Below are 12,579 nucleotides of genomic sequence, written 5' to 3'. Positions count from 1 at the left end.
CGATTTCGCCGTTCTTCTCCATCACGTTCCACATGGGGCAGCAGCCCGTCGATGCCTTCCGCGGTCGTCTTCAGGCCGAGCTCACGGGCGCGTGCGAGCCCCTCGGATCCAGGATCGATACCCACCATCCAGACGGGCTCCAGTACCGGACTACGCGCAATCTTGTAGATCAGGTCCGTGCCGATATTGCCGGACCCGATCAATGCGCACTTGACACAGACCGTGTATGTCACCGATTCGGCGGGTTACATGCTTCCGGATGACGTCCGTGCCCGCGTCCGCGCGCTGCGCGCGGTGCTGAAGCCGGAAACCGAGATCGGCTTTCACGGCCATCACAACCTCGGCATGGGCATCGCGAACTCGATCGCGGCGATCGAGGAAGGTGCGAGCCGTATCGACGGTTCCGTCGGCGGTCTCGGAGCCGGCGCCGGCAACACCCCGCTGGAAGTGTTCGCTGGTGTCTGCGAGCGCATGGGCATCGAAACGGGCGTCGATGTGTTCAAGCTGGTCGATGTCGCAGAGGACATCGTGGTCCCGATGATGGATCAGATGATTCGCGTCGATCGCGATTCGTTCACGATCGGGTACGCCGGCGTGTACTCCACGTTCCTGTTGTTCGCCAAACGAGCCGCTGCGCGATATGGCGTGCCCTCACGCGACATTCTGCTAGAGCTGGCCCGGAAAAAGATGGTGGGCGGGCAGGAAGACATGATCGAGGATACCGCGCTGACGTTGGCAAAGGATCGCGGTCTGCTCAAGGTCGCATCGTCGGTCGCGGGGCAGGAGGGTTAAATAATGCCATTCGCCCAAATCTATCTGGTCGAAGGTCGAACCGAGGAACAAAAGGCGGCGGTAATCGAAAAGGTTACACAGGCGCTCAGTGACGCGGTCGGCGCACCCAAAGAGAACATTCGTGTCTGGATCCTCGACGTTCCCAAGACCAACTGGGGGATCGCCGGAGTCAGTGCCAAGGCACTGGGACGGTAAGCGACACGTAGCTATGCGATATGCCTTGGAGCATATCGAATCAGACATCAGATCATGCATAAAGGAGGAGACGATGCTTGATCTACACGACATCCGCTATGTGCGTCTGGGTACAGCGAACCTGGATCAAGCGGAGGAGTACGCGACGAAGATCCTCGGAATGGAAGCGATCCGGCGCGAGGGGAAATCGCTCTACCTGCGTTCCGACAGCCGGGACCATACGCTTTGCTATTTCGAGGGAGACCCGAAGGAGCAGACGGTGGGATTTGAGGTTGCGTCGAAGGGCCGCCTCAAGAAAGCCGCCGACCTGCTCGAAGACAGCGGCTATCGGGTCCGTTCGGGTACCAGTGAGGAATGCGAACAGCGGCGCGTGTACGATTTCGTCCATTTCACGGATCCTTCGGGCACACACTTCGATCTCGTGCTGCGTCCGGATGACAGCGGCCGACGCCATTTTTCGTCGCGCGACGCGGGTATCACGGGTTTCAGTCATGTGGGGCTGTACAGCAGTGACCCGAAGCGCGACGAACAGTTCTGGACCGAGATTGCAGGTGCCAAAGTCAGCGACCGGATCGGTGATGCAGCGCTTCTGAGAATCAATCCGGTTCATCACACGCTGGCGCTCTTTCCGTCCAACCATGGCGGCGTACAGCACATCAATCACCAGGTCGAATCGATCGACGACATCCTGCGCGCCTATTACTTCCTGAAGGAGAAAGGTGTCGAGATTCGCTTTGGGCCTGGGCGGCACGCGACTTCCGGCGCGTACTTCCTCTACTTCGCGGGCCCGGACGGAATGACGTTCGAGTACTCGTGTGGTGTGCGGATCTTCACGGAAGAAGAAGAGAAGACACATCGCCCACGACAGTTTCCGATCGAACCGCGATCGTACTGCATCCTGGGGTCGAAACCGACCGGGATCGCGGGATTCGAGAGCTGATCTTCACTGGCGACGCGCCGTTAACGCGTCGACGAGTACGCCGATCCGGGGTCCTCGTGGCGGCACACAATTTGAAATGCGAAACGAAATCATGAGTTACAACGTTCGACTGGAACCGACCGGACATACCTTCGAAGTGGCGGACGGCAAGACCGTACTGAAGGCTGGGATGGATGCGGGTCTGCTGATGCCCTATAGCTGCCGTGCTGGAGGATGCGCGACGTGTCGCGGGAAGATTCTCGAGGGATCTGTCGACTACGGTCCGATCATTCCGGGCGTGCTGCCGGAGAGTGATCGCAAGGCAGGCTACGCACTGATGTGCGTGGCGAAACCGCTGACTGACCTGGTCGTGGAATTGCGCGAGCTCGACGGAGTTGCTTCGGTCAAGGCGATGACTTTTCCCTGCCGTGTCGTTCACGCGGAGCGAGCAGCACCGGATGTGATGGTCGTCCGCTTGAGAATCCCGATGAACTACACGCTCTACTTCATGCCGGGACAGTACATCGAGGTACTGCTGAAGGACGGACAGCGCCGTAGCTACTCGGTCGCAGTCGCACCCCGTCATGACGACCTGACGCACCTCGAACTTCATATCAGGCATTCGCCCGGGGGCATGTTTACGGGCCACGTTTTCGGTGCGATGAAGGAAAACGACATGCTGAAGCTCGAAGGTCCGTTCGGCACGTTTTTCCTGCGCGAAGACTCCGACAAACCGATCGTATTCCTCGCAGGCGGGACCGGATTTGCACCGATCAAGTCGATCATCGATTACATGAACCTTCACGGTATTCGGCGACCGGTCACACTCTACTGGGGTGGACGGACGCGGCGCGACATCTACATGATGGATATCGCGAAGCGTTGGCAGGAAGAGTACGACCACATCCGGTTTGTACCGGTCGTTTCGAATGCAACACCGGAATGCGAATGGGAAGGTCGGCGCGGCTTTGTGCATCAGGCAGTGATGGAGGACCTTCCGGATCTCTCGGGGCACCAGGTGTACGCATGCGGAACGCCGGCCATGGTGAATGCCGCGAGAAAGGACTTTGTCGAGCAATGCAAGCTGCCGGCGAACGAGTTCTTTGCCGACTCCTTCGTCTGAACCCCACACCACGTCGTTTGAAAGGCCGGGGCACCGGCTTGTTCATATGCGCCTTTTTTCGGATACCGGAGTGTACGATGCCGCAAATTCCTGAGGTCACCACCGTTCCCGTGAGCAACGGGGATTCGATCGTCAAGCCTTACGTTCTGGGTCATGGCACCCTCGCATGTCGTGAAATCAACGAAACCCGCAAGTTCTACAAGGAGTTCCTCGGTCTGGAAACGGTGCGTCACGGCCCCCGTTCCTTCGCCGTGCGCCTTGGCATGAAGTTCCACATCTTCTGCGTCGAGATCGGTGACGAGATCGAGCCGGTGCCGTTCCTGAATCACTGGGGACTCGATGTCACCAGCAAGGAAGAGGTGGACGCCGCCTACGCCAAGACGGTCGAGTTGAAGGATAAGTACAAGATTCGGCAAATCACCGAGCCGGCATTGCAGCACGGTGTGTACTCGTTCTATCTCGAAGACATGGATTACAACTGGTGGGAAGTCGAGTATTACGAAGGCAACTTCCAGGATGAGGACCTCTTCGATTTCGGCGATCTGTTCTGATTGGTCATACAACGCTGTATAGAGAATGTGAAGAGGACGATCCCATGAAAACTGAATACAAGCTGCTCACCTACGAGAGCGACAACGGGGAAGCCCGTGCTGGCATCTTGATCGACGGACGAGTGTTCGATGCCGCCTCGGCCTTGAGTGAGGTAGGCGAGACGCAATTCAAAACGTTGGCGGTCATCGATCTGCTGGGTGAGTGGGACGCGTTTCGACCGATGCTGGAAAAGGTTGCGGCTCGGGTTGCGCAATCCGACTCTGCCGCCGGGATGGGCGTCGCCGTCAACGATGTGACTTTGCTCGCGCCGATTCTGTTTCCCAATGTCGTGTTCGGCGCGGGAGCCAACTTCTCGGACCATGTCGAAGAGATGCGACGAGCGTTCAACTTGCCGGCTGAAGCGAGCCCGCGTGAGAACGGCGGCAATCCGTGGTTCTTCGTCAAATCGCCGACACGTAGCGTGATTGCCAATCCGGGCGCCACGATCGAGTTGCCGGCCTACGCGAAGTCCGTCGACTACGAGATCGAACTTGCCGCCGTCATTGGACGCCGCGCTCGGAATGTCACGGCAGCTGAGGCGCTTGATTATGTCGCCGGCTATACCGTCGCCAACGATTTGTCGGCGCGAGATGGCCTGAGACGCACCAATTTTTCCGAACAATCGCCGTTCCGATTCGATTGGGTATCCCACAAGTGTTTCGATCGCAGTTGTCCGATCGGCCCGTGGATCAGTCCGGCGGAGTTCGTGGGCGATCCGCAAGCCTTGGGAATGAAACTCTGGCTGAACGGCGAGATCCGCCAGTCTGGATCGACGAGCTCGATGATTTTCAGTGTTGCCGAGCAGATCGCATTCCTGAGCACTCGCACGACGCTCGAGCCGGGGGACATCATTCTCACGGGAACGCCTGCGGGTGTCGGGGCGGCGCGGGGCGAGTTTTTGAAGAGCGGTGACGTAGTCAAGATGTGGATCGAGAAGATTGGGGAAATGACCCAATCGTTCGTCTAATAGCGAACACGCCACGCAACCTCGTGGCGTGTTCCCGGCAATCGACGCGCCGCGCGTGCGGCGATTGAAGTCGAGATCTTCGTGTAAGTCAGGTCCATTCGCTCATCTCGCGAAGAGGGCCTTGGACATCGGTATGACAGTAGACGACTCCATAGATACGGCATTCCAACGAGAGGTGCGAGTTGCGGCTCGTGCATTGGCGCGCGCCGGGCTCGTGCACGCGTATGGCCACTGCAGTGTGAGGATCGGTCACGATTGGTTTCTGGTTTGTACGGCAAAGCCGATGGCTCTAATTGTGCCGAACGACAACGGTACAATCGTCGCTATCGATGAACCCCTTCCAGCGGGGGTCCTCGGTGAAGTGCGCATTCATCAAGCCATCTACCGGTCGCGGCCGGACGTTTCGGGAATCGCTCGTACGACACCGGGCGATCTGATGACGCTTTCCGCTGCGAGATGTACGCCTCGTCGGAGGCACGGCTTCGGCGCCTACTTTCCAGAGTCGATTCCGCTTTGGGATGACGTCCGATTGGCTAGAACCGACGAGCGCGCGCGCGGCATTGCTGAAACAATCGGAGCAGGTAACGTTGTCGTGATGCGAGGCAACGGCGCGGTCGTTGCGGCGGCTTCGCTAAAGGAGGCGGTCGTGTTGAGCCGCTATCTGGAAGATGCCGCACGCGTGGAGTTGCAACTGCGTATGGCGGGCCTCGCGACCGAAGCGTGTGTGTTGACCGAGGCCGAGGCGACCGAACGTGCAGTTCGGGGTGGTGGAATCATCGAGCGCATGTGGGAATACATGACCTCAGGTGATCCGGAGTCGGTCTGAGCGAAGTGAACACGTTCGTCGAAGAAACGTGCCGAGTTGGTCGAGCGGCAGATCCCACAGCAAGCATATCAATAGGAGATAGTGCGGGTTGTGGCCGGCGATGCAACACCGTACTCTGTGTGGTTAGACCGGCAGCCGTGGTCAAAGCCGACGGAGATGCCTGTCCGTCGGCTTTGACGCAAGCAAACTATGAAACTGGATTTGAATCTCCTCCGAGTGTTGGTTGCCGTCTATGAGACGCGCAACATCACCTCGGCGGCCACGTTGTTGAGTGTCAGCCAGCCTGCGGCCAGCGCGGCCTTGGCGCGGTTGCGCGATGCGTTCAACGACCCACTCTTTGTGAGAACACCGGGAGGGATGGAGCCGACGCCGCGAACGCTGAGTATCATCGAGAAGGTCAAGGAAGTGCTGACTTCGATCGATCAGGATATCTTGTCGAGCCAGACGTTCGAGCCGCTACACGCAACGGATGAGTTCGTGCTGTGCATGACCGCGATCGCTGAATATGTATTTCTACCCCATCTGGTATCGGTGACGAATCAGCGCGCTCCGCTGATTCGAATGCGATCTCTATCGCTGGCGCCGCAGGACCTGCAGGAGAGCCTCCTGAACGGAAAGGTGAATCTGGCGATCGGCTTCTATCCTGATCTGGTGTCTGCCGACATTTATCAGCAGCGGCTTTTTTCTCACCGACTCGTATGTTTGGTCAGGCAAGGACATGCGATAGCCGGAGACCGCATGACACTCGACGCGTTCGTCAATGCCGGTCACGTCGACGTGAGGGATGGCAGCCGGACCAGTGAGATGTTCGAAGAGTCGTTGTCGAACAAAAAGATCCAGCGCAACATCGTTCTGACCACGTCGCACTACATGAGTATTCCGCGGATCCTCGCGGAATCGGATCTGATCGCGGTCGCGCCGCTCATCGTGGCCAAAATATTTGCCCAGCAGTTTGGGCTTCGGGTGATGTCGCTGCCGCTCGAACTACCCGACTACGATCTCAAGCAGTATTGGCACCGAAAGTATCATCACGAACCCAAACTTGTGTGGCTGCGGACACTGATACAGAGTGAATTTTCTGATGCATATGTAGCGGGCCTTCTGCGTAAGCTCGGTACTGACTATTCGGAAATGGGAGACTGAGGTTGTTTGGCGTATGGCGCTGCGCTGTCGTGCGGAATAGCAGGGGACCCGTGGCGAGGGGCGTGGCAGAACCGGTACGTACGCGATCGTGACCCTCGTTTCACATGGAATCGTAGAGTGATGATAGTGCCGTGTTAAACAGAGAGCCTCGATGTTGGGCCGATGCTTGCCGGGGATCGAAGTCGTCGATCGAAACTGTAGGAGATCGTCGTGGCGCATGCAAATACGGAGTGCGCTATGAGTCGAATGCAGCTTATCGATTGAGACTGAAGAATCCGTGGGCGACGATTCAATCTCTCGAGGGTGATGGTGTGAGCTGTTGACGGGAAATTGCTTTCTTCGATGCCGTGAAGCTTGCTGATAATAGTACGGGAGGTTGAGTTTCTATGTAATTTGGATTGCTGATAGTGCGTATAAGGAAAGATAGTTGGCGAGGTTTTCGCCCCGCGCGGTAACGTTCCTGCGAATGAAGGACGGCGTCGTTTGAGATGCGTCCGTACTCGAACAACCAGGAGACGACATGAAACCGGTGCGGCGTTGGAGGCACTCCGTCAATATTCGTGAGCAGCGCGCAGAGATTCGCTTCGGCGCGATCTACAAAGGCGCTCTCCAGGCGACAAGGCCTTTGGGAATTGTCCTGGCCGTCGCAGTGTGCTTTGCGTCGCCGCTCGGCGCGACTGAGGGCGGAGGCTCGTCCTATGCGCCGGGGGTGAACACAGTATGGTCCGGAATGATGCCGCCACCGGGCCTGTACGGCTACGTGTATCTGTCCAACTACAATGCTGCGCACACGCTCGATCAGCATGGTGACGACAAGTCTGGAATCGAGAATTTCAATCTTCACGTCCAGGCGGCATCGATACGCGTCGACTTAGTCTATCCGAGGATCAAGTTCCTTGGCGCGGACGTCGAATCGCGGATCGCACTCCCGTACATCAACGGAAATGTGGAGTTCAACGCGATGACGCCCAGAGGCCCGCTCTACCGGAGTGGACGGGCCTCCGGCTTCGGTGATCTCACGCTATCGCCGTTGTTGTTGGGATGGCATGGCACGTCGCTGCACCAGATCGCGGGGCTGGATATCTTTGCGCCGACTGGCGACTACGACAAGTCACGGTTGTTCAATCCCAGCCGGCATTACTGGTCGGTTGGTCCGTGGTATGCATTCACGGTGTTTGCTGGAGACCGTTGGGAATTCAACGGCAAGGCGATCTACCTGTTCAATTTTCGCAACGACGCGACTGACTACACGTCAGGACAGGAACTCAACCTCGACTATGACGCCGCCTACAACATCAATCGAACCTGGCAGCTTGGTGTAAGTGGGTATGTTTATCGGCAGATCACGAACGACAAGCAAGGTGGTGGTATCGCTCCTGTCGACGGCAATAAAGGACAAGTGCTTTCGATAGGTCCCTTCGTGAAGTTTCAAGGCGGAAAGACCTGGGGGGTTGTGGTCAAGTGGCAACACGAGGCATTCGTGCGCAACCGGTCGAGGGGAGACCGAATCTGGTTGCAAGCCGCTGCCAAGTTTTAGTTTTACTATTTAGTATAACGGATAAAATGTCTGAGGATGGGCGATTTGCTGCGGCGGTATCAGGTGGTCGCCAAATGCGGCCGGGAGGTGATCGACCGGGTGCCGGTCGATGAAGCCAATCGGCTCAGGCATGATCGCCCGCGGCGGCGCGTGGTTAAACGGGCGCGCTGGCTGTTGTCGCGCAACCGCGAGAATCTGTCGGCCGAACACCAGATCAAAGTACGTGAACTGATGCAAGCCAATCAGGCCCTGATGACCGTCTACGTCCTCAAATCGTTGCTCAAGGAACTCTGACAGCCGATGGCCGCGTGGCAATGGCGTCGAGCCTGGCGGGCTTGGCTGGCGCAGGCCTGCGCTAGCGACATCGACCCGCTCCGGCGCTTTGCCGACGAGCTCGCCAAGTACTGGCGCGGCATCCTCTCCCGCGTGCGCTGGTCGATGCATACCGGCCAGCTCGAAGCTATCAATAACCGCATCAAGGTCATGAAGCGCATGGCCTACGGCTATCGCAACAGCGCCTACTCTATGAGGCGGAAAGCCGTGGTTGATCATAGGGGATGCCAAAGTAAAGTCAAATTAAGTCTACAGAGTGTGAACGTCCGAAGGCGAATTCTTTCCGGTCATTCTGGTGAAAGCCGCGATTGGCGGTTTGTGGCCGACTGTACGCGTTGAGCCCCTTCGCCGTCAGCCTCCGGTCGAAAACATTCGCCTTGGGCAGCGGCAGCTTTTTGCGTCATATCTCAGCGGGTGCAACCGGCCAGTTTGAGTCGCTCGGGCAAGATTTGCGACCGTCGGCTCTCCGGCCGACATGAGACGGTCACTGATGACGCTTTGACATTCCGTTCCAGTCCCGCAGATCTCCAAGGCATAATGCACGTCTGGGCAACCTTCCTCATTTCGCTGTTTTCTCATAGGAGATCGCGACGAGCCCATGACGAATATGGCCACTGTGTTCTTGACCGGCGCAAGCGGATTTCTGGGTGGGCATTTATTGCGCGAGTTGCGCGCGGCTGGCTTCGAGGTCCGGGCACTGTCGCGTCGTGCGGAGTCCGACGAGGCCATCGCCAGGCAGGGCGGCGTTCCGGTTCGCGCCGACCTGGCGGACGTTGCATCTCTGAAGGCAGCACAGGCCGGTTGCGAAGCGGTGTTTCATGCGGCGGCCAACACCAGCATGTGGTGGCCGCAGGCAGCGGCGCAGACGGCCACCAACGTGCAAGGGACCGAAAACCTGCTGCGAGCGGCCGAGTCGGTGGGGGTGCTGGCCTTTGTGCACACGTCGTCGGTTTCGGCCTACTCGCACCTCGCGCACGGCACGCTGAACGAGTCAGTGCCGCAGCGAGGCGCCGAGAGCTGGATCAATTATGAGCGCACCAAGTTCCTGGGCGAACAAGCCGTGCGGGGCTCCAGCACGCCGTGGATTGTCTTCAATCCCTCACACATTCTGGGTCCCGGCGACCGTCACAACTGGGCGCGCCTTATCATGCTGGTGGACCGCGAGAAGCTGCCGGGCATTCCACCAGGCATCGGTTCATTCGCCGATGTGCGAGAGATCGCCAGTGCGCAGGTACGTGCCTGGCAACAGCGGAGGTTCGGCGAGGCCTACCTGGTCGGTGGCGAACACGCAAGCTTTGTCGACCTTGTACACCGGGTGGGCACTGTATTGGGCAAGCGCACACCTCGTAATGCCATGCCTGTCTGGGCATTGATGACGTACGCGCGCCTTGCCGATGCATGGTCGAGAGTGACCGGAAAGGAACCCGACGTGACCCCCGAGAGTGTAACGCTGGCCTGTGGGACCCTCCGCGTGGACTCGGCCAAGGCGAAGCGCGAGCTGGACTACGTTGAAACTCCGCTGGACGCGCTGCTTACCGATACCCTGGTCTGGATGAGGCAGGAAGGTTTGATTGGGCGTTGAAGACGATCCTCGCGGTACGGGTCGTTGACGTGTCGGTTATCGCTGCGACGGCGATCTTGAAGGCAATGGGTTGAAACCCGACCGTGTCGGACATGTACGCGAGCCGCAACGGCGCGAGCGACGATGGAAAACCCTTCGTGGTAGCGAACGTCGAAGAATACCGGTCGGCGGCAAGGGGGCGATGGTAACTAATCGGCGAAAGCGCATTCCGGTGATCTGCGGACCGCACGCGTAGAATCTCCTGTCAGGGCGTCCAGGCTTCGGCATGCCTTCAGGCGTTGAATCGAAGCGAACGTAAGCGACGTCTTCCCAGGATTTCGGGAGTGGCAAACATGCGGGACCGTTCACACGATGTTCAAGCGCCGCTGGTCAAGGTGCATCCCGATCGGGAGATTGCAACAAGCCAGCGTTTGCCCTACTTCGTGGGCATATCTGCGATCACCACAGGCGCTAAAGGACTGTCGATGTACGTCGTCGTCCCGCCGGGCGGACACGCTGAACCTCACGTGCACTGCGGCCATGAGACAGGAATCTACGTGCTGGAGGGATGTGTCGAAACCCGATACGGGCCCGGACTCCGCCAGTCGGTCGTCACCGAAGCGGGTGACTTCCTGTTCATTCCACCCGGGGTGCCACACCAACCGTTTAATCTGAGCGAGACAACACCTGCTAGAGCAATCGTCGCGCGCAACCAGCCCGACGAACGCGAGCAGGTTTTGCCGTACGATCCGGCTAACGAGAAATAGACGTGTCGTGTTCAGGCTCCGGATGCCGACCAGGGACAGCGTGCGCACCCTCGACGTTCACTTTCTGCCGGAGCGGCTGCTGCCTTCGGGTCGAAGACACCTGTTCGCGGTACACAGAAGCGGATACCTTTGATTGGTCGCAAATGACATAGCCCGAACGGCAGGTATGGCTGATGAGGGGATAACCTGACCGTCGCCTCCGGACGTCCGGTTTGCGACCGCTCAGCGCACATTCACCGCCTTGCGCGACAGGCAACTCAGGGGCGCGCTGTGCCGGTCGGCAACAGGCAGAGGCCGGCCCAGAGCGTGTCAAAACGCTTTTTTGAATGGCTAGAATATCTCGTCCGATAGCGGAGGGTGAGTGAGATGAAGCGGTTCGTTCAAGGCGACAATCGTACTCAAACCATCCTTCTTCCTGAAGCGCTCGACGACTATGTGACGGACACGAACCCTGTGCGCGTAGTCGATGTCTTTGTAGATGAACTTGATCTTGAGAAGCTTGGGTTTGAAGGCGTCGAGCCAGCACTTACAGGCCGGCCTTCATATCACCCTGAGGTGATGCTTAAAATCTACATCTACGGTTACCTGAACCGTATTCAATCCAGTCGTCGTCTTGAGCGCGAGGCCCAGCGCAACATTGAATTGATGTGGCTCACGGGCCGCTTGGCACCGGACTTTAAGACCATTGCGCGGTTTCGCAAAGACAACGGCAAAGCGATCCGCAGCGTCTGTCGTCAGTTCGTTGTGCTGTGCCAACGCCTAGATCTATTCTCTGAAGCTCTCGTTGCGATAGACGGGAGCAAGTTTAAGGCGGTGAACCATCGCGACCGCAACTTCACGAGCGCAAAACTAGAACGGCGAATGCGGGACATCGAGGCAAGCATCAGCCGTTATCTAGTGCAAATGGACACCGCCGATCGTCAGGAGCCTACGATTGCGAAGGTGAAGACAGAACGGCTCCAAGACAAGATCGCGGCTCTCAAGGAGCAGATGCAAATCCTCAAGCAAGTCGAAGTTCAACTCGACGCGGCACCGGACAAGCAAGTGTCGCTCACGGACCCGGACGCGCGTTCGATGAAGACGCGGGGAACAGGAGTCGTCGGCTACAACGTCCTGGTAGCGGTCGATGCAAAGCATCATCTGATTGTTGTGCACCAGGTCACCAACGACGGCATTGATCGAGACCAACTCACCTCGATGGCCAAGCTGGCACGCACGGAAATGGGTGTAGATAAACTCACGGCAGTTGCCGACCGAGGCTATTACAAGAGTGAGGAGATACTCGCATGCCACGAGGCCGGCATCACGGTGTTTGTTCCCAAGACGAAGACCTCGGGCGCGACCTTCGACGGTCGCTTCGGCAAAGAAGATTTTATTTACGATGCTGAGACAAACGAGTATCGATGTCCGGCGGGCGAGCGTCTCATATGGCGCTACAAGACAACCGAACGTGGCCTGAAGTTAGATCGCTACTGGAGCTCGCAGTGTCAGCAGTGCTCGTTGAAGGACAAATGCACCCCAAGCACCGAACGCCGGGTAACGCGCTGGGAGCACGAAGGATTGCTCGAAGAGATGCAGGTCCGGCTTGATCTCGCCCCCGACATGATGCGTATCCGACGACAGACCGTCGAGCATCCCTTCGGCACGATCAAGGCCTGGATGGGAGCGACTCATTTCCTGACACGCACTATCGAGCGGGTGAGCACGGAGATGAGCTTGCACGTCCTCGCCTACAACATGAAGCGGGTTATCAAGCTACTTGGTTCAGAAACGGTTATGAAGGCGATGCGGGCGTGAAGCCCGCACGCGGCTGACTAGTCCTTGC

11 protein-coding genes and 3 pseudogenes are annotated in these 12,579 nt (G+C 58.2%); 13 read left to right on the top strand and 1 reads right to left on the bottom strand.

From position 1 onward, the window contains the following. Positions 1-17: 17 nt before the first annotated feature. Positions 18-233: pseudogene (locus AC3WOG_RS22300) on the bottom strand (acetaldehyde dehydrogenase (acetylating)); the annotation flags it as partial. On the opposite strand from AC3WOG_RS22300, the pseudogene dmpG reads away from it, so the two are divergent. The 13 genes and pseudogenes from dmpG to AC3WOG_RS22235 all read left to right on the top strand — a co-directional run. Then, a pseudogene (gene dmpG, locus AC3WOG_RS22295) lies at positions 223-792 on the top strand (4-hydroxy-2-oxovalerate aldolase); the annotation flags it as partial. The pseudogenes AC3WOG_RS22300 and dmpG overlap by 11 nt on opposite strands. Before the next feature lie 3 nt (positions 793-795). After that, positions 796-987: a 2-hydroxymuconate tautomerase gene (gene thmT, locus AC3WOG_RS22290; RefSeq protein WP_492580117.1), complete on the top strand. Its 192-nt coding sequence runs from the start codon at positions 796-798 to the stop codon at positions 985-987. Positions 988-1,060: 73 nt separating this feature from the next. Beyond that, entirely contained in the window at positions 1,061-1,927 is an 867-nt protein-coding gene (locus AC3WOG_RS22285; RefSeq protein WP_492582405.1) for a VOC family protein, read from the top strand. 91 nt (positions 1,928-2,018) lie between these two features. Beyond that, positions 2,019-3,029 carry a CDP-6-deoxy-delta-3,4-glucoseen reductase gene (locus tag AC3WOG_RS22280; RefSeq protein ID WP_492580116.1) on the top strand — a complete coding sequence of 337 codons (1,011 nt, stop codon included), beginning with the start codon at positions 2,019-2,021 and terminating at the stop codon, positions 3,027-3,029. Between the two features lie 77 nt (positions 3,030-3,106). Then, positions 3,107-3,580 carry a VOC family protein gene (locus tag AC3WOG_RS22275; RefSeq protein WP_492580115.1) on the top strand — a complete coding sequence of 158 codons (474 nt, stop codon included), beginning with the start codon at positions 3,107-3,109 and terminating at the stop codon, positions 3,578-3,580. Positions 3,581-3,624: 44 nt separating this feature from the next. Beyond that, complete coding sequence (locus tag AC3WOG_RS22270; protein ID WP_492580114.1) at positions 3,625-4,587, top strand: fumarylacetoacetate hydrolase family protein; 963 nt, start codon at positions 3,625-3,627, stop codon at positions 4,585-4,587. Positions 4,588-4,720: 133 nt separating this feature from the next. After that, positions 4,721-5,413, top strand: coding sequence for a class II aldolase/adducin family protein (locus AC3WOG_RS22265; protein WP_172175147.1), 693 nt, complete (start codon positions 4,721-4,723; stop codon positions 5,411-5,413). Positions 5,414-5,602: 189 nt separating this feature from the next. Next, the gene (locus tag AC3WOG_RS22260) at positions 5,603-6,556 is read left to right on the top strand and encodes a LysR family transcriptional regulator (RefSeq protein WP_492580113.1); all 954 of its coding nucleotides are present in this window, start codon (positions 5,603-5,605) and stop codon (positions 6,554-6,556) included. A gap of 520 nt (positions 6,557-7,076) precedes the next feature. Further along, a complete protein-coding gene (locus AC3WOG_RS22255; protein WP_492580112.1) occupies positions 7,077-8,093 on the top strand; it encodes a SphA family protein in 1,017 nt (338 codons plus the stop codon). Between the two features lie 57 nt (positions 8,094-8,150). Next, positions 8,151-8,615, top strand: a pseudogene (locus tag AC3WOG_RS22250) (transposase); the annotation flags it as partial. Between the two features lie 409 nt (positions 8,616-9,024). Beyond that, positions 9,025-10,008 (top strand): NAD-dependent epimerase/dehydratase family protein, encoded by a 984-nt coding sequence (locus AC3WOG_RS22245; protein WP_492580111.1) that lies wholly within the window; start codon positions 9,025-9,027, stop codon positions 10,006-10,008. Positions 10,009-10,340: 332 nt separating this feature from the next. Next, a complete protein-coding gene (locus AC3WOG_RS22240; protein WP_492580110.1) occupies positions 10,341-10,754 on the top strand; it encodes a cupin domain-containing protein in 414 nt (137 codons plus the stop codon). 366 nt (positions 10,755-11,120) lie between these two features. Further along, complete coding sequence (locus AC3WOG_RS22235; protein ID WP_492580109.1) at positions 11,121-12,551, top strand: IS1182 family transposase; 1,431 nt, start codon at positions 11,121-11,123, stop codon at positions 12,549-12,551. The last annotated feature ends 28 nt before the right edge of the window (positions 12,552-12,579 follow it).

This window comes from Paraburkholderia sp. FW306-02-B, assembly GCF_058782725.1.
The sequence above is the reverse complement of the archived record's forward strand: the minus strand, read 5'-3'. Positions and strand labels throughout refer to the sequence as shown.

Coding starts and splice junctions, on each gene's coding strand:
- thmT (WP_492580117.1), top strand. CDS start 796: ATGCCATTCGCCCAAATCTATCTGGTCGAAGGTCGAACCGAGGAACAA.
- AC3WOG_RS22270 (WP_492580114.1), top strand. CDS start 3,625: ATGAAAACTGAATACAAGCTGCTCACCTACGAGAGCGACAACGGGGAA.
- AC3WOG_RS22245 (WP_492580111.1), top strand. CDS start 9,025: ATGACGAATATGGCCACTGTGTTCTTGACCGGCGCAAGCGGATTTCTG.
- AC3WOG_RS22265 (WP_172175147.1), top strand. CDS start 4,721: ATGACAGTAGACGACTCCATAGATACGGCATTCCAACGAGAGGTGCGA.
- AC3WOG_RS22285 (WP_492582405.1), top strand. CDS start 1,061: ATGCTTGATCTACACGACATCCGCTATGTGCGTCTGGGTACAGCGAAC.
- AC3WOG_RS22235 (WP_492580109.1), top strand. CDS start 11,121: ATGAAGCGGTTCGTTCAAGGCGACAATCGTACTCAAACCATCCTTCTT.
- AC3WOG_RS22260 (WP_492580113.1), top strand. CDS start 5,603: ATGAAACTGGATTTGAATCTCCTCCGAGTGTTGGTTGCCGTCTATGAG.
- AC3WOG_RS22255 (WP_492580112.1), top strand. CDS start 7,077: ATGAAACCGGTGCGGCGTTGGAGGCACTCCGTCAATATTCGTGAGCAG.
- AC3WOG_RS22280 (WP_492580116.1), top strand. CDS start 2,019: ATGAGTTACAACGTTCGACTGGAACCGACCGGACATACCTTCGAAGTG.
- AC3WOG_RS22240 (WP_492580110.1), top strand. CDS start 10,341: ATGCGGGACCGTTCACACGATGTTCAAGCGCCGCTGGTCAAGGTGCAT.
- AC3WOG_RS22275 (WP_492580115.1), top strand. CDS start 3,107: ATGCCGCAAATTCCTGAGGTCACCACCGTTCCCGTGAGCAACGGGGAT.